The organism is Paucilactobacillus suebicus DSM 5007 = KCTC 3549 (genome assembly GCF_001434475.1).
In the GTDB taxonomy this organism is placed as follows: Bacteria; Bacillota; Bacilli; order Lactobacillales; family Lactobacillaceae; genus Paucilactobacillus; species Paucilactobacillus suebicus.
Window position 1 is genome coordinate 1 of the sequence record NZ_AZGF01000006.1, and the last position, 18,418, is coordinate 18,418.

Below are 18,418 nucleotides of genomic sequence, written 5' to 3' on the forward strand. Positions count from 1 at the left end.
CTATCAGTACCAAATATTGTAGAACCCATCTTTTACAACTCATTCATTAATGCTTTGATTTGTTCAACTTGAGTTGCATAAGTTGAATCTTGATGATCCTCTGGTAAATGTTTGATTAAATCAATTATTTTTCTGCCAGCCATGATTAAATCTTCATTTTCTGAGCTCGAGGTGTTTAAAAATGAAATCATTAAAACTAAATCCAAAGTTTTCGATGATATTCTATCGCCTTCAATCGCTTGTTCGCCCATTCGTTTGATAGTAATCCGTAAATTTCTTAACTTACGTTTCTGCTCACGGCGTTCATTGTAGTAAGGTAAAAACAAAGCCACACAAACTGCTAAAAATTCTGAGATTGCTGCTACCCATTCGGATATTGGTCCCCATTCCATAATTCATACCACCCTTATTTTTAAATTCAATTTTTACCTGATTTATACGGTTAAGACCGGTAAACAAATTCACCAGCATTTTACCGTCTTACAACCGCTATCATAAAATTTCTTATACCACCTATTTTATCGCTGAACTATCCACAACACCAACCCATCGTGTTTACACAGTTTTACGTATGCCTTTACAATTTCTTTAGAAAAAATTTTAGCGTTGTTATTATCGAAATACGTACTACAGGCTATAATGAATTACAGTTAAAGAAATTAAAAGGATAATGAACATGAAAACAATTAAATTTTTGAATTCGGCATTGGACACATATTATCCAGTCGATCAGTTCGATCAATGGCCAAAAAAACTGAAATATCAACTTGAGCTTGGCATGTCATACGGTGAAGTCCGCGTCTACCGTTCGTTCATGAAGATTATTACAGGAGCCGATTACCTAACCAAAACGCAAATTCAACAGGCTAGAAATATTGCTCACGAATATGTCGATAAGGACATTCAATACTATAATGAGTTATTTTATGACCAATTTATTAGTGACATGAAAGAAGTTATCGACTTCGACCAAGATAACGCACTGAACCATTCGGACGATCAATTATCCGATGACGGCCATGCACCAATGGGCTACGAACCAGTTCTCGAAGCATTCAGTACGGGTTATCAATTCGGCCTTGTGCAAATGACCAAGCATGTTGTGAATGAGTACATGGACCTGAACAATACCCAGTTTTCAAATGAAACCATTCAACATATTGAAGCTAATGCGTTTGATTTTGCGGACGAGGAATGGCAAAAAATCTGGCACAATGGATTTAATCGGTTGCAGGCTCTTGAAGAAATCCTTGGAGTAGATAAAGATTAATCCAGGTTGAAACTATCCATCAAACACTAATCTAGTACTTCAATTTACCTAACCTAAACATGAAATCACCGGTCACATAAGGCTCCTAAGGTCAAAATCAAAATTGATTTTGACCTTAGGAGCCTTATGTTATGGAAACAAAGTTTTTTTCGCACTATCTCTTTGTGTTGCAAATGGCGGAATCTCGAACTTTTAGTTTCAGTGGATAAATAATTGATTTCACCGGCTCATGATTAATCATTTTCATTAATAAAGTACTAGCGTCAATGCCCATCTGGCCTTTAGGGTGCACAATGGTTGTCAGGCTCGGCTGAATATCCTTACTAAACTGGTAATCATCAAAACCGACAATTGAAACATCTTCGGGCACCCGTAAATCCAGTGATTTGATCACATCAATAATTTGAATCGCTAATTGATCGTTATAACACGTAACTGCTGTCGGCCGATCGTTGCGCCGAAATATTTCTGAAACTCGATCAAAAATATTAGCCATTTTATCACTAGATTGATACATCAGCATTTCGCTTAAATACGAAATTTTAGGATGCTTACGGTAAGCCTGAATGAATCCGTCCATTCGGTGTACCCCTTGTAAATCATCAATTTGAAAAATTCCTAACACCTTTTCGTGTCCTAGGGAAAAAAGATACTCCGTCAACTATTGTTCTGCATCCAAATCTTCAGTTTCCACGTATGGAAAATCAAAATCATTGTAATGTGCATCAATGAAAACGACTGGAATGCCAGACGCCTTGATCTTTTCGTAAATATCAACGTTAGGATTAGGTAATGCACTCTGAGTTGGTTCGACAATTAGTGCAGCCACGTTGTTTTCCAGCATATTAATCAAACTCTGTCGCTCTTTTTCATGTTCATTATGCGTGTTACTCAAAATCATTGAGTAGCCATTATCAGAAATAACATGATCAATTCCACTGATAATACTGGGGAAAATATAATCCGCAATGTGGGTGATAATTACGCCAATCATCTTGTTCTTAGTCTTGCGGACACTACCAGTTTGCCAATCATTAATATACATTCCACCACCTTGAATGCGGTAGATGTAGCGCTCATTTTCTAGTTCGCCAACTGCTCGACGAATCGTGTACCGGCTGACTTGATACTGTGCCATTAGTTCTGATTCTGTTGGCAACTTATCCCCTGTATTACCAGCAATAATTGTGGTTTTTAAGCCCTGTTTGACCGTTTCGTATTTACTTGCCAATGTATTTCACCTCACGAGTTAACCTAACTAGACTATATAACAGATCTGTTATTTTAGCACCAGGTAATTGTAAGCGTAATCATAACGCACAACATGGCATAGTTAGTATCAACTATGCTAAAATAACTATCGCGAAACGGACTAACATATTAGGAGCTATCAAATGAACGAAATTTTAAAGGAACAATTTTTTGTTGACGATCTTTCCGATGATCAAAAGGCCGTCATTACTGACATTAATGCTTATATTAAGCAAGGATTGAGCAGCGATCAGCACTCTGTGGCCATCATTCAAGGGGCTGCCGGAACCGGTAAATCAGTTGTTTTGATGGAGCTGGTGCGCCAATACATGACTGACAAACATTACAGAACCTCATTAGTAGTTAACCATCCCGAATTGTATAAGGCTTACCAAGATTTGGCTGAGTCAATTCCAAACATGCACGTCAATGCGATTCGCCGCCCCACTTCTTTGATTAACTACGCGCAAAAAAACAATAAGAAGTACGATGTTATCTTCGTTGATGAAGCACACCTGCTATATTCAAAGTCGGAACCATATGCGCACTACCGTGGTCAAAATCAACTAACTGACCTAATGAACCTAGCTAAAGTTGTCGTGGTTGTGTACGATTTTGATCAAGTTTTCCAATCCAAGATGTATTGGGACAAGGACTTACTCTTCAAAACGATCGGCAACCGTCCATACAAGACCTTTGATATGAATTTTCAGTATCGAATGGTAGCCAGTGATGAACAAGTCGCCTGGATGGATGATTTGACGGCGGAAAAACCAATGAAGGCTTTCCCTGACAACAGTGATTTTAAATTTCAGGTATTTGATACCGCTGGCGAATTATTTGAAAACATCAAAAAACGGAATAAGGAAGTCGGCATGAGCCGTGTGGTCGCCACTTCCGGTTTCCCACGAATTGATGGCCGGCATAATGTCGAAATGGATACCTTCAGCCTGCCTTGGGACGAATGGGATCCTCAACGAACTCACTGGGCCAAACGTGAAGGTTCAATTACCCAAGTTGGCACCATATATACGTTGCAAGGATTTGATTTAAATTATGTAGGAATGATCATTGGCCCCTCATTTGGCTACGACAAGAAGACCGACACCATGACCATCATCCCCGAAAAATATTCTCATAAGGAAGTCTTCAAGAAACGCAAGGACATCAAATTTACTCGTGATGAATATAAACAATTTATCGCCAACGTTTTGAATGTACTGATGAAACGTGGCAAGTATGGTTTGTATTTGACAGCATTTGACGATGATTTACGTGCTCGACTGGTTGAGCTTTATGAGACTGGTAAATAATACTGTAAAAAAATGAGTGATACCTAGAATTAACTGGGTATCACTCATTTTTTTATCTAATCTCAAAAAAGCTATCTTTATCCGTTGGCACATTCAAAAACAACTTTTTTCCCTCATCCAAACCAGCTACTGAACCTAAATCAAATTCCAATCCAGTATCATTTACAGATGCTTGATTGAACTTTTCAGAGTCGACTCGATGCAATGCCGTAGTAATCTGGTCAGCCTCTTGAGCCTTTTCAGACGCTTTAGCCACTGTAAAACCTTCATCAATAAAGTTCTTGATCATTCCAATTTTAACCATCGCTGTGATGTTATATTTCCGATTTTCACTTTGGTCGTGCACAGACTCAATATAGCCTTTCTGCTCCCAATAACGCAGTTGACGAGCCGATACACCAGTAATCTTGGAAATATCAGTCATACTTACTAAAATCGCATTACGATTCAATAAAATTTCTTTCACTTTTTGTAATTCTTCAGTTAAATTATCCATTTTAATATCCTCTTTTCAATCATGGTATCACGTTTAAAATGTAAAGTCTATTATACATAATTGTCGTGTTTACTCTACATCATTGTCATGTTTAGTTGACAATTGATTTTTTTAAGCGTATTATTCAGTCTCGAATCATCATGATGTTCTAAAAACTTTTTTTGAAGAGGGTATCAACATGGAAAAAACAAACGTCGCATTGGTGACTTCTACGACTTTTATCGCCACCTTTATGACCGCCATAGAAGGCACTATTGTTACGACGGCCATGCCAACTATTATTGGTTCACTTCATGGAATTAACTTAATGGAATGGGTTTTTGCGATCTACCTACTGGCTACAGCCATGTTTACACCAGTCTACGGCAAACTAGCAGATTCGATCGGCCGTAAACCACTATTTATGTTTGGCGCTGCTTTGTTTATTATTGGATCAACTTTATGCGGTTTTGCCAACAGCATGATTATGTTAATTATTTGTCGCTTTATTCAAGGTATCGGCGCTGGCGCCCTACAACCAATTTCATATACCTTAATTGCTGATCTATACGCGCCAGAAAAAAGAGCCACCATCATGGGATTAAACACCACTGCCTGGGGAATTGCCAGCGTCTTTGGCCCATTAATCGGTGGTGTCATTGTAGATACCATTGGCTGGCACTGGATTTTCTTTCTTAACGTGCCGTTCGGACTTGCCATTATTTTAATCATTTGGACCTCACTTCACGAAGAAGGGTATGATCATCCCAGTATTAAAGTGGATTATTTGGGCACTGTATTATTAATGCTGACGTTGATGATGTTGTTAATCGCATTGCAACTATTTGGCGATCAAGGGCTGACTATAAATGTTGTCATCACACTGGTTGTCACAATTATTGCAGGAATTGCGTTTGTTCTTACGGAAAACAGAGTTAATGATCCTATTATTTCGATGAACCTATTCAAAAACAGAATGTTTGTCGGTGCTAACATCATCACTCTATTGCTAAGTGGCTTTTTCATTGGAGTTAACGTTTACGTCCCAATGTGGTTGCAAGGTGTCTATGGACTAAGTGCAACAATTGGTGGTCTAAGTCTTGCACCCGCATCAATCTTTTGGTTTGTAGGGTCTCTCATCCTTGGACGATTAATGAAGCATTTGAATATAAAAATTATTTTTCTAATTTTTTTGGCGATCACAATCGTTGGCGGCGCATCATTACTGGTTATTTACCCTTCAACCAGTTGGGTATTCATCTTCATTCTCTCTGGTGTAATCGGCGTTGGCCTTGGTGGTGCGGTTGTACTAGGTACAATTGCAACTCAACGGTCGGTGCCAGAAAACCAGCTTGGCGTTGCAACATCATTTAACCAGTTAGTTAAAACACTGGGTTCTTCAATTATGGTGTCAATCTTCGGATTAATTTTGAACACGCAAAACAGATCTGGATTAACTCAAGCACACCTACTCAGTAAATCCTCCTTAATGAATGATTTAGTAGATGCTTCCAAAGCCAAAACGATTCCATCGGCACTAGTAGATACTATGCGTAATATTTTATTCAACAGCATTCATACAATTTTTATCGCAGGATTGGTACTTTTAGTCCTTTCGGTCATATTCTTGCCATTGATTAAAAAGCAGGAAAAAGCAGAATAAATCAAAAAAGAGGCTTTTCAGCCTCATTACTCTTTAATATTAATGATTTATCTGCCAAATTTTTGTTAAAGTATCACCATTACGTTTCACAATCACCAACACCGCAACAATAACAACAACGTAGGCAATAATATTAACCAAACTACAATCAACCCCATACTCACCACCCGTAATGAGTTGATTGTGAGTATTCAAAATGTACTGAATTGGCCAATCGTTCGTAGTGGAAATCCCAACTGCGATAATACTGCTAATACCATTGTATAACGCATGGACTGTGTAATCGGCCCACACTGAATTTTCTTTAACATACACCACTGAAAGCACCACACCCATTAGTGTGCCTGATACCACAAGTTGAATCGCACTAGACAAATTTAGCTCGCCATTAAGTAGGTGAATTGCACCAAACAACAGTGAAGAAATAACTATTCCAGTCGTGATCCCGTACCTTTTTGCAACTTGCGTCAAAATTACGACCCGAAAAACAGTTTCCTCAATCAGTGGTGCAATTAGAATTGCGCCAACGTCCGTAGCAATATTTTGTGCAAACAAATAATTGTCCATCTTAGGATAGACAAGATCACCGCCAATAATTAATATGCCAACACCACATAGTGCCATCAAACCAAGTGCATAGCCAAAGTATCTGAGACGAAATTTAGGTGGAAAAAATACTGAAGTAAACTGGTCATGAAATACACGTTTTTTGAGGAATCTAAACCCCCAGAAAAATAAAATCAACTCAATAAATGGCGCAATCAGGTAATGTAGCGGTAATGCAATTTGATTGACGTTCCACGACTTAATCCAAACGCTACTAAACATCATGCACAACACCATGAACACCAAAATAGTCAAGATATCTGCAGTTGTGCGTATCAACCGTTTCATAGGTCAACATCCCCTAAGTTCAAAGTAGTAACCTCACCTAAATTATACTGCAGCTGATTTTGTCACTAAAGGCTAACGAGAATAGGTAAGATAAAATATCTTTTCAATGGCAACAGAAGAATTAACAATATACAAAAAATACGGAATTAACAGTGGCATCAATTCCATATTTTTTCATATTCTTTGTCTGATCTTCAAAGATTCTATTTTTTATTAACAATCCTAACACCATCATTAGTACCAACAATCACTTCGTCAACAATATGAATGAATAGTCCATGTTCAACTACGCCGGTCAACCCCTTTAAGTCCTCTGCTAGTTTAATTGGATCAGTAATATTACCAATATTGAGATCAATAATATAATTACCAGAGTCTGTTTTGACTAATGCACTGGCAACATTAGTCCTAAATCGTGGATTCAAACTCATTTTCTGTAATTCTCGAAACAAATGTTTTGAGCCAAACGGAATAACCTCCACCGGCAATGGAAATTTACCAAGATGATTAACCATTTTATTCTCATCAACTATCCAAATATTGCGATTGGAATTTTTAGCAACAATTTTCTCCCACAGTAACGCTGCTCCCCCACCTTTAATACCATTAAAATCGTGATCAACTTCATCAGCACCATCAATAGTTAAATTAATTTCATCAACCTGGTCTAATTCTTTAACGGTTAATCCAAGGTTAGTAGCTTGCTTAGCGGTTTTTTTAGAAGTTGTAACACACATTAAATTCAAGTGTTCTTTTTTATTTTTCTCACCCAAAGTGTCAACCATATACTTCACAGTTGTGCCGCTCCCCAAACCAATTGTCATGCCATCTTCAACATATTTAACCGCTTCACGCCCTACTAATTGTTTTAACTTATTTTGATCCATATTATTATCCTCTTTTTTTCGTTCAGTTGTTTTTTAAAAATAAAAAGTGTAACAAATGTCACACTTTTAGCTGGCCAAATAGTATTAGTGGTGATTACTCAAGTGTACAATTTTTAAACTTACTCACATGAAGGAAGATTCTTACGGTAATCTTGCAATAAATCACTAGTTGGCCATTTTTTTATTTATTTTGTTTTTGAAAATCATTAACCAAATGAATCACTTCTTCATTCGATTCAGCTTCCAGCGCACTAGATGCCAACTTCTTGCATTCTTCTGAACTCAAATCATGCATTAAAGCCCTAGTCTGCAACATAGAAGTTGCACTCATTGAAAATTCATCTAACCCCAAGCCAATAAGAATTGGTACTGCAGTTTGATCACCTGCCATTTCACCACACATTCCAGTCCACTTTCCCTCTTTGTGAGAGGCATCAATTGTATTTTTAATCAATTTTAATAGCGATGGATTATACGGCTGATATAAATAAGAAACTCTCTCATTGCCGCGATCAGCTGCAAATGTATACTGAATTAAATCGTTAGTACCAATGCTAAAGAAATCAACGTACTTAGCTAACTTATCAGCGATCAGCGCCGCTGCTGGAATTTCCATCATCATACCAACTTCAATATTTGTACTAACTGGAACACCTTGTTCGATTAGTTTAGATTTTTCCTCTTCAAAAATTCCTTTGGCTTGTTTAAATTCATTAACCGTTGCAATCATTGGAAACATAATGGCTAATTTACCAAATTCAGAAGCACGAATTAAGGCTCTTAATTGAGTTCTGAAAATATCCTGTTTGTCCAAGCTTATTCGAATAGCTCTATATCCAAGAAATGGATTCATTTCCTCCGGGAGTGGTAAGTAATCAAGGTGCTTATCACCACCGATATCCATGGTTCGAATAACGACCTGTTTACCATTCATATTCGTAACAACTTCTTTGTATGCTTGAAATTGTTCTTCCTCTGTTGGTAGATCAGATGAATCCATGTAAAGAAATTCAGACCGCATTAACCCAACTGCCTCTCCGCCGTTATCTTGAACTGCACGAACGTCATCGGGGGTTCCAATATTCGCACCAATTGTAAAATGTTTACCATCAGCACTAATACTTGGTTCAGATTTCAACTTTTTCCAAAGTGATCGTTGTTTTTCAAAATCTATTTGTTTCTGCTTATAGTTTTCGATCTCCGTTTGACTAGGATTCACAATTGCTTCGCCATTTATTCCGTCGATTATCACCATATCACCGGTTTTAATCGTACTTGTTGCTGTTTCGCTACCAACTACAGCTGGAATTTCAAGTGTCCGAGACATGATAGCAGAATGCGATGTGCGACCTCCCACATCTGTAATGAATCCTTTAACGTACTTGCGATTCAATTGTGCCGTGTCACTGGGAGTTAAATCTCTAGCAATTACAATACTTGTCGATTCAATTAATGCCGCGTTTGGTAAATCAACTCCAAGTAAATGCCCCATAACTCTTTTTTGAATATCTGCAACGTCGGCGGCACGTTGTTTCATATAATCATTATCATCCATCGATTCAAAAACAGAAATAAAATGGTTGGTTTGGTTAGTAAGTGCCTCTTCAGCATTTACTTTGTCAGAATTTATTTCATTTTCAATAGCACCAATTAATTCAGGGTCACTCAACATAGTTATGTGGGCTTCAAATACTTCGGCCTCTTCGCTCCCCATAGTTTCCTCAACTTTATTTTTTATTGTGGTTAACTCATTCTTAGATTGTTGTAAAGCAACGTTTAATCTAGAGATTTCTTGTACTGAATTAGATACGTTCTTTTTTTCAAAGGATAGATCCGGTTCAGTCAGAGTATATGCTTGGGCAATTGCAATTCCATTGCTTGCGGCAATTCCTTTTAATTTAGTTGACATCTAGAATCACCTTCCTACAAATAATTTAATTCTATTTTTTCCAAAGATTTTCGAATATTGTCACAATTTTGTCAGGTGTAAATCCGTATTCAGATTGAACTTTAGCACCATTACCACTAGCACCAAATTTATCAACTCCGAGTGACACACCCTTTAATCCAACAAATTCACCCCAACCAAATGTACTTTCCATTTCAATAGAAATACGCCTTGTAACGTTTGAAGGTAGCACAGATTCTTTATATTCATCAGACTGTTGTTTAAATAAATCCATACTTGGCATCGAAACTACAGAGATATCATACGATTTGTCTGCCAATATTTTCTTCGCAGCTAAAGCAAGTTGAAGTTCTGAACCAGTTGCTATAAGTATTCCATCGGCCAAACCTGTTTTGGCAGGAGAGGCAACATAGGCACCTTTTTTAACCAATTCAGGTTTTGTTTGAATTAACACTGGTAACTTCTGACGTGATAAAACCATTACGCTTGGCTTACTTGTTTCCTCAGAGATATTCTGCCAGGCACCTAAAACTTCATTAGCATCAGCAGGTCTAATAACATTTACATTTGGCATTGATCTCAATGCAGCTAATTGTTCAATCGGTTCATGAGTTGGGCCGTCTTCACCCACCGCAATAGAATCGTGAGTAAACACATACGTGACGGGCACACCTTGCAACGCTGATGATCTAATTGCAGATTTCATGTAGTCTGAAAATGTAAAAAAAGTACTTCCAAACACTCTGGTACCACCGTGTAAAGCAATTCCATTTAACGCGGCTGCCATTCCAAATTCACGAACACCAAACCAAATATTTCTATTTTGTGGATTAGCTATTGAGAAGCGACCACTTCCTGATAATTGCGTTTTATTACTCGATGAAAGATCAGCAGCTCCTCCCCAAAAGTTTAAATTGTTTTCGGTAATCTGCTGCATAATCTCAGAATTAGCAACACGCGTTGCAATACTGTCACCAATTTTTTCTTTAACAACTACGTCTGTTAAATCTAATTTTGGATTGTGATCAGTAGCGAAGTATTTGGCTTGTTTGTCATCGGCTTTGAATTCATTAAATTCATTCAACCAGCTATCATACGTAGATTTACCACGAGATTGTAAATTATTTTTAAACATGTCATACACGTTCTGGTCAATTTCGAACGGTGCTAATGTATAATTTAAAGCTTTCCTAGTTTTTTCAACATTGACATCGCCAAGTGCTGCACCATGAACCTTGTTAGTACCGGCGTCTGGAGAACCGTAGCCAATGACAGTTTTAATCTCGATCAATGAAGGTTTATCGGTAGTTTTTGCTGTCTCGATTGCATCATAAATGGATGTTAGGTCCTCACCATCCTTAACAATCTGATGATCCCAGCCTGCAGCTTCAAAACGCAACTGGGCATTCTCAATTGACTCATTACTCAGTGGGCCATCTAAAGTAACATTATTGGAATCATAGAGAACAATTAATTTATTGAGCTTTTCTTTACCTGCAATATTGATTGCCTCTTGACTGATTCCTTCCATCAAATCTCCATCACCAACAATGGCATAGGTATAATGATTGATTATTTTATGATCGTGATTATAAACTGCCCCCAAATGTCTCTCCGCAATTGCCATTCCAACAGCCATCCCAATTCCTTGTCCTAGTGGACCCGTGGTAGCATCAACTCCAATGGTATGGCCATATTCTGGATGACCTGGTGTTTTCGATCCAAACTGTCTAAATTGTTTTAGTTCGCTTATTGGTAAATCATATCCACTTAGATGAATTAGGCTATATAGCAATGCTGATCCATGCCCCGCCGATAAAACAAACCGATCTCGATTAATCCAGTCCGGTCGTTCAGGGTTAATATTCATCACATAATTCCACAACACATACGCCATAGGCGCAGCATCCAGGCAAATACCAGGATGACCTGAATTAGCCTTTTCAATCATATCAACACTCAGCATTCTGAGTGCGTTAACCGCATTCTCATCTTTTTGATCAAATTTTTTTGAAGTTTTAATTGGTGTACTAATCATAAATTCTCAATCCTCCGTTAATATCAGGTGAAGCCCTAAAACTTAAAAAATTACATCAATCTTGGATTTGATTTTTATATTCCCTCCAAAATATAATGTAATTTTTCTCTAGATTACTAAGCTTTTTTACTATTGCGATCGCGTATATTTAGGAAAATGCTTAGTAAAATTACAACACCTAGAAATGCCAAAATTCCAACCACGATTGCTACTGTACCAAGGCTACCCAAGTTGCCAAGTAAAATACCTGGAATCAAGTAATCGGTATCCGCAAATGTAGATGCTGCCATTTGGAGATTACCGAGAACTGGTAAGATCAGTAATGGCAACCAACTAATCAAAATTCCATTAAATGCTGAACCAAGAACAGCTCCCCGACGACCACCATATGCATTCCCATAAATAGCTGCAGCAGCGCCACAGAAGAAGTGCCCAACTACACCAGGAATAATAACGGTTGTCTTCAATCCAATCATAATAAACATACTAATTGTACCAACGATAAAACTAACAAAGAATCCGATTAACACAGCATTAGGCGCATATGGAAAGATGATTGGAACATCCAAAGCAGGTTTCGAATTTGGCACAAGTTTTTGAGCAATGCCTTGGAATGCTGGAACAATTTCAGCTAAGATCATCCGTACACCTTGTAAAACAACAACGAATCCGGCGGCAAACGTACCGGCTTCAACCAATGAGTAGATAATATAATTTGTGCCACTACTCAATTTAGTTTCAATGAAATGAGGACCGGTAACAATAGCAAGTGCGATATAAACAATTGCCATCAATAATGTAATTGAAACTGTTGAATCCCGTAAGAAACTCAAACTCTTTGGTACTTCAATATCTTCAGTTGTTTTCTTGGGATTACCAAATAATTTACCAATTAAACCAGCTGTCGCATAACCAATATTACCGGTATGACCCATGGCAACTGAATCGCCATTAGTTATTTTACGCATAAATGGTTGACATAGTGCTGGCGTAACTGTTAACAACGTTCCTTCGAAAATACCGCCTAAAATAATAGTCTCCCATCCATCCCCTAAATGAGCTGACACAAGAATGACGGCTGTCAAACATGAAACATACAACATTGCTTGACCAGTTAAGAAAATGTACTTAAATCTAGTAAACCTAGCAAGTAAGATGTTAACAATCATTCCAACGAACATAATTAAAGCGGTTAAGGATCCGTACTTAACAAGTGCAATAGCAACAACCGCTTCATTACTTGGAACAACACCTTGTACATGTAAAGCAAATTTAAACATCTTTGCCATCGGTGCCAAAGCACCTTGTAAAATTGTTGATCCACCAATTAAAACAAGAAACCCGGTAAAGGTTTTAATTGATCCCTGAATAACTTCAGTTGCCTTCTTTTTCTGAAGAACTAGACCGAGTAGAGCGATCAAAGCAACTAAAATTGACGGCTGCGTCACAATGGAAACGAAAAAACTTAAGACATCTTTCATTTCTTTCTCCTCCAGTTTTATTAAATGAATAAAATTACTGACGTGAAATATTTTCTTTATCTAAAATATCGTTTACATCTTGTTTAATTTCGTCTTTATCAATCAAACTCTTAAGTAAAATCAACTTATCCTGTGGCAAGTTACTTAGAGTTGCAGCAAGTGTTGACTCAACAAAAAAGTAATCAGCAGAATCTGCAGTTGTACTACCAACATCAGAGTGGTCAACTTGAATATCTTCCTCCACGCCTTCGTCTTTCAAAATCTGTTGAATATTCATCTGAACCATGAAACTGCTACCTAAACCACTTTGACAAACTGCTAAAAATTTCATAATAAATTCCTCCATTTTAATTAGTTTTAATAATATTCTGTAACTCTTGAACGTTTTTTGCTTCACACATTTTGGTAACTTTAGTTTCGTCCATCAATAGTTCCATTAATTCCTGAATTACTTTTAAGTGGCTCTGACTGTCCGTTGCAGCTAACACAAACCAAAGCTGAATAGGATGGTCTTTGCTCACTAAATTCACTTCCTTATCTGTTTTTAACAGTGCAAGTGAAATTTTGTTGGCTCCTGCTTCTGGTCGAGCATGAGAAAGAGCAATATGTGGCCCAATGTTAAAATAAGGTCCTTTTTCATTAACTACTTTTTTCATTGATTCAACGTAACTAGGCTCAATAGAACCGTTGTCAATCAATGGTTGAGCTGATATTTCAATTGCTTGCTTCCAAGTAAGATTATCTAGGCTACTCACTTGTATAGTGCTACTGGTCAACAAATCACTTAACATTTTGCTACCTCCTCTCCTTTCGCTTATTTATAATACCCTTGTTGAAAACGCTAACAAGTGCAATAATGTTAACTACTAAAGTGCAATAACTTCACTGCATGTGTGAAAGGCTGATCAATTATGGAATTAGAACAAATTAAGCACGGCCAAAAAATCATCAATGAGCTTCTAAATTCTAGCCACTATCTAACAGTGGAAGAGTTACAAGAAAAATTACATATATCCAGAAGAAGTGTTTTTTACGCATTTAAAAAGATCAATATTTTCTTGGATGAACAGAATGTAGAACCTATCAATAATGTAAAGAACCTCGGATATTTTTTAACAGATAATTCAAAATCAGAATTATTAATCAATCAGGATTCGAATAAAACTCAAAAATCATATTCAAAAAATGAACGTCAAACAATTCTTATTTGGAATCTGATTAACAAAGATAAGGTTTCAATATCAAAAGCAATGAAGAAATTTAATATTTCCAACCACACTGCCATCAATGATTTTGCAATAGTAGATGATGTTTTAAAAAAAAGAGAACTGTATGTTGAACAGTCCTCAAAAGGAAAGATACTATCTGGATCTAAAATATCAGCAAGAACCTGGGTATTAGAGCAGTTGAACGACCCGCATTCAATTATCCATAATTTGATCGGCACAGACCAAGCTGAACTTAATTTCATCCAAAAAAAATTACACGATTTAGAAAAATTATCAGGCAATTATTTTAGTGATAATGCAATTTTAATTCTCAGTGAATTTATCTACTGGTTAGTAAACTTTATAAGTAATAAAAAATACGTTCTTAAATCAATTCCAGATAATTACAAAGACTTGCAATCTGTTTCAACAAATTGGTCATCTAATTTTCTGAAGCACTACCAAATTTGCAATAATTATGAAACTCAATTTTTAGCACAAATTCTATATACAAGCCAATTTTCTAGTATCAATACTTCAGATACACTAAATAAGGAAATGCATGTAGTTACACAACAAGTTATAGAAAAATTTAACATTGCATCCGGTTCTAATTTGTCCTCCTACTCTTTGGAAGTCTCTCTATCCACTCATCTATTGAGCACACTTTATAGATCATCCCTTGGAATTAAGTATAAGCACCCTGATTTGGAATCATTCATTGATAAATATCATGATTTATTTATTTTTTCAAAATATGCCGTTAAACCTTTTGAAGATTATATCGGTAAAACACTAAATGATGATGAAATATCATTAATAGCCGTCTACTTCGGTGGTCAACTACGAGATATTCACCGACGAAAGGACTGGAACACAGATGTATTACTGGTTTGTCCCAGTGGAATAGGTACTTCAGTACTTCTTAAAAATCAGCTGACAACTAGGTATCCAGACATAACGTTTTCTGAACCACTAAGCGTATTTCAATTTAACAATTGTCCATTAGATGACATTAAACTAATCATTTCGACAATTGAATTGAATGTTAAGGAAAATATACCAACCCTGCGTGTATCTCCATTGTTGACTAAAGAAGATTTAAGAAAAGTAGATTCTGTCCTTTCTGAAAACAGAGACAACGAAATCATACCTAAAGTAAATACAAATACTTTACTAGATATCATCGGAGACTATGCAAGAATTGAAGATGTTGATGGCCTTACTAACGCAATTAACAATTATTTGGATGCATATAATAGCAAATACATGCATTCGAACAACCTTTCAAATAATAAAACTGAACTAGGTAGAGTTATAAGCCTGAATAACATTACATGTCTAAATAAAGTTGTTCCATGGGAAAATGCAATTGCAGAGTCCTTTACTCAGCTAAAAAGATCTGGTTCAGTGACTCAAAAATACATTGATCGAATTATTGAGTTAACAATGACTAAAGGACCATACATGCTACTAGGCAATGGCGTATTTCTAGCCCATGCAGCCCCTCAAGACGGAGTTAGACGTCTAGGAATTTCAGTACTGGTATCTCATAAACCAATTAAAGTATCACCTCAAAATTTTGAACCGTGTGAGATAAAGTTGATCATCGCTCTTGCACCGGTCGATCAAAAAAAACATCTAAAAGTACTATCTGAACTTTTTCAAAAAATCCAAGATAAAAAATGGCTAAAAAACATTGAAGCCGCATCTGATGAAGAAGATATCTTTAACATGTTAGTTTCACCCATTTAATTTTCTTTTAAACTAAAAATACGAGACACGCAGACTATTACTCTACGCATCTCGTATTTTTTATAGTATTAAGGAATCAGATAACGTAATTTGGTTAACGTTCCAAGACTAATCCAGACACTGCTTATCTAATCGTCTCATCCACACTATCCCGCTGCGACAGAATTCCCCTAAAATCGTTGCTTTCCTTCAACAATTTAATCTTATTCTTCGCAATCTGCCCTTCATACATGTGTACTAAACCGTATGCCGTTTTTTTATTAACTTTGATCGGATGAACAGAATTATTGTACACGGCAAGGCCGTTTTGCAGATGACTTTGTAAAAAGCCCTTCACCTCACCAACATTTCTTGCGCGAATAATATAATCCTTGCCTTCAATGTTATGACACACGTAAAAATATATATGATTCGACCTTTCGTCATCTATTGATTCAGAATCATCGGACCTAACGATAGTTCGATCTAACTGATTCATCTCAACGTTCAATTCGACATACTGTTTACACAAGCTACAATCGTTTACACGACTGCCGATTACATGGTCGCCAAAGGCATCCCCATGTTGCACAAGTATATCCGCAACTGTCGCCATCAAAATTCCACGATACTTCTTCAATTTGTACTTTGTGACACTGTTTTGATTATTCATCAGATCATCCCCATCTTCTTTGCCAATGCAATCTATTATTTAGAAACACAAATGGGCATCAAAGCGGCTTGATGTCCATTTGCGGTGCTTGTTATATTGTATTTATTCATTAGGAAGTATGGTGCCCAACAGTGATTGGTATTGCACCAATTCATCACCACCACCTTTAGAGTGAAACCTTAACTGGCAACGATTATTCTGCTTGTTCATTAGCAACTTTCTTCAAGTATGCAGCGTTGTCCAACACTTTCTTCTTGTTCAATGGATAGAAGAAGAACAGGCAAGCTAGAGCAAGACCGTAACTGACAGCGGGAACACCTACGGCAACCTGATAGATATGATTAATCACTGTTTCAGACTGAACGGCTCCACCAGTTGTGGAAGCTTGATAGCCAATAAACGTTAGTATAAATCCTGCCATTCCGCCGGCAATTGCTTGTGATACTTTCCGAACAAACGAGTTCACACCGTACACAACCCCATCTTCACGAATACCGGTTTGAACTTGTTCATTATCGATAACATCGGTGATAAATGCCCAAACCATCATGTTAAACATTCCCAAACCTAAGTTAGCCAAGAATGTCACGATTAAGAACAGAACAACGTTACGGGTGTGCAAAAAGAATAGGATTGCAAACATCACAAACCCAAACGATAGGAACGCCACCGTTACTTCTTTTCTGCCAAAACGTTCATACAATTTCTTTGAAAATGGTGCCAGGATCAAGATGACAATCGTGCCACAAATCAGTGCAATTGACATCGCCGTTTTGTTTTGGAAGTAATCGTTAAACAGGTATGGGATAAAGGCGTTGTTAGAGAACAGACCAATACACATCAACAAATCAACCAACGCCAGTGCGATTAACGCTTTATCCTGACCTAACTTTTTGACAACTGTTGATAGTGGCACCTTTTCAGCTTTGTTAGTCCGAACTCGTTCAACCGACAGCCGATACAGGATAATATATGCAACAAACCCGGCAGTCGCACAGATTGCAACAATGATAAACATTCTCATGGCCGAAATCTGGTGTGAACCCTTACTGTACATGAACATTGGTACTAACAGACTAACGGTAGCGCCACCTAATCCGGCACCGATACTACGAAATGTCGAGAGACTCGTTTTTTCCGATGGACTCGATGAAATGGCCGAGGCCATTGAACCATAGGGGATGTTGACAGTTGAATATAAGATGCCCCAGACAATGTAGGTGAGAAAAATGTAGACCGTTTTAACACCCATTGGTAAGTCTTTAATCCATGGTAGGAACAATAAAATCGAAAGGAGCAGAAGTGGATATTTCATTCTTCTGATCCACGGGCGGAAACGTCCTTCTTCTAGCAATGGTCCGTTATCGACTAGTCGACCAACAGTTAGATCGGCAAACGCATCAATAATTCGTGCCACCAGAAACAATATCCCGACAATGGCGGCTGAAATGCCCAAAACGTTAGTGTAAAAAATCATTAAGAAAGATGTGACAGTGGCAAAGGTAAAGTTGTTACCAATGTCTCCAAACATGTAACCGACTTTATCTTTGGTGGTAAACGGTATGTTACTTATGGTAGTTTGTCCGTTAGCTTGTGCTTTGCTATTCGTATCCATTTTCTAT

The 18,418-nt window shown here is 37.3% G+C and carries 15 protein-coding genes and 1 pseudogene; 4 read left to right on the plus strand and 12 right to left on the minus strand.

Features of this window, described 5'->3' with window-relative positions; translation table 11 throughout:
- Positions 1–32 precede the first annotated feature (32 nt).
- A complete protein-coding gene (locus FD16_RS03665; protein ID WP_010621045.1) occupies positions 33–392 on the minus strand; it encodes a hypothetical protein in 360 nt (119 codons plus the stop codon).
- 284 nt (positions 393–676) lie between these two features.
- Here FD16_RS03665 and FD16_RS03670 point away from each other — a divergent pair, with 284 nt between their 5' ends.
- Positions 677–1,270 carry a hypothetical protein gene (locus tag FD16_RS03670; protein WP_010621044.1) on the plus strand — a complete coding sequence of 198 codons (594 nt, stop codon included), beginning with the start codon at positions 677–679 and terminating at the stop codon, positions 1,268–1,270.
- A gap of 154 nt (positions 1,271–1,424) precedes the next feature.
- Here the strand turns inward: FD16_RS03670 and FD16_RS03675 are convergent.
- Positions 1,425–2,501, minus strand: a pseudogene (locus FD16_RS03675) (GntR family transcriptional regulator).
- 163 nt (positions 2,502–2,664) lie between these two features.
- Here FD16_RS03675 and FD16_RS03680 point away from each other — a divergent pair.
- On the plus strand, positions 2,665–3,834 hold the full coding sequence (locus tag FD16_RS03680; protein ID WP_010621043.1) for a DUF2075 domain-containing protein: 1,170 nt from the start codon (positions 2,665–2,667) through the stop codon (positions 3,832–3,834).
- A gap of 52 nt (positions 3,835–3,886) precedes the next feature.
- Here FD16_RS03680 and FD16_RS03685 read toward each other — a convergent pair whose 3' ends face one another.
- Complete coding sequence (locus tag FD16_RS03685) at positions 3,887–4,330, minus strand: MerR family transcriptional regulator (protein WP_056938526.1); 444 nt, start codon at positions 4,328–4,330, stop codon at positions 3,887–3,889.
- A gap of 178 nt (positions 4,331–4,508) precedes the next feature.
- Here FD16_RS03685 and FD16_RS03690 point away from each other — a divergent pair, with 178 nt between their 5' ends.
- Positions 4,509–5,972, plus strand: a complete 1,464-nt coding sequence (locus tag FD16_RS03690) for an MDR family MFS transporter (protein WP_010621041.1) — start codon at positions 4,509–4,511, stop codon at positions 5,970–5,972.
- 39 nt (positions 5,973–6,011) lie between these two features.
- Here the strand turns inward: FD16_RS03690 and FD16_RS03695 are convergent, their stop codons facing one another.
- The 7 genes from FD16_RS03695 to FD16_RS03725 form a co-directional block, all read right to left on the minus strand.
- Positions 6,012–6,866: a CPBP family intramembrane glutamic endopeptidase gene (locus tag FD16_RS03695; RefSeq protein ID WP_010621040.1), complete on the minus strand. Its 855-nt coding sequence runs from the start codon at positions 6,864–6,866 to the stop codon at positions 6,012–6,014.
- A 203-nt stretch (positions 6,867–7,069) separates the two neighbouring features.
- The gene (gene rpiA / locus FD16_RS03700) at positions 7,070–7,753 is read right to left on the minus strand and encodes a ribose-5-phosphate isomerase RpiA (protein WP_010621039.1); all 684 of its coding nucleotides are present in this window, start codon (positions 7,751–7,753) and stop codon (positions 7,070–7,072) included.
- A 181-nt stretch (positions 7,754–7,934) separates the two neighbouring features.
- On the minus strand, positions 7,935–9,662 hold the full coding sequence (ptsP, locus tag FD16_RS03705) for a phosphoenolpyruvate--protein phosphotransferase (protein ID WP_010621038.1): 1,728 nt from the start codon (positions 9,660–9,662) through the stop codon (positions 7,935–7,937).
- Between the two features lie 31 nt (positions 9,663–9,693).
- Positions 9,694–11,700, minus strand: coding sequence for a transketolase (gene tkt / locus FD16_RS03710; protein ID WP_010621037.1), 2,007 nt, complete (start codon positions 11,698–11,700; stop codon positions 9,694–9,696).
- Positions 11,701–11,816: 116 nt separating this feature from the next.
- Positions 11,817–13,181: a PTS ascorbate transporter subunit IIC gene (locus tag FD16_RS03715; protein ID WP_010621036.1), complete on the minus strand. Its 1,365-nt coding sequence runs from the start codon at positions 13,179–13,181 to the stop codon at positions 11,817–11,819.
- A gap of 34 nt (positions 13,182–13,215) precedes the next feature.
- On the minus strand, positions 13,216–13,512 hold the full coding sequence (locus tag FD16_RS03720) for a PTS sugar transporter subunit IIB (RefSeq protein ID WP_010621035.1): 297 nt from the start codon (positions 13,510–13,512) through the stop codon (positions 13,216–13,218).
- A 16-nt stretch (positions 13,513–13,528) separates the two neighbouring features.
- Positions 13,529–13,972, minus strand: a complete 444-nt coding sequence (locus tag FD16_RS03725) for a PTS sugar transporter subunit IIA (protein WP_010621034.1) — start codon at positions 13,970–13,972, stop codon at positions 13,529–13,531.
- A gap of 120 nt (positions 13,973–14,092) precedes the next feature.
- On the opposite strand from FD16_RS03725, the gene FD16_RS03730 reads away from it, so the two are divergent.
- Complete coding sequence (locus FD16_RS03730; RefSeq protein WP_010621033.1) at positions 14,093–16,144, plus strand: BglG family transcription antiterminator; 2,052 nt, start codon at positions 14,093–14,095, stop codon at positions 16,142–16,144.
- 124 nt (positions 16,145–16,268) lie between these two features.
- Here the strand turns inward: FD16_RS03730 and FD16_RS03735 are convergent, their stop codons facing one another.
- Complete coding sequence (locus FD16_RS03735) at positions 16,269–16,796, minus strand: hypothetical protein (RefSeq protein WP_010621032.1); 528 nt, start codon at positions 16,794–16,796, stop codon at positions 16,269–16,271.
- Between the two features lie 193 nt (positions 16,797–16,989).
- Positions 16,990–18,411, minus strand: coding sequence for an MFS transporter (locus FD16_RS03740; RefSeq protein ID WP_010621031.1), 1,422 nt, complete (start codon positions 18,409–18,411; stop codon positions 16,990–16,992).
- Positions 18,412–18,418 lie beyond the last annotated feature (7 nt).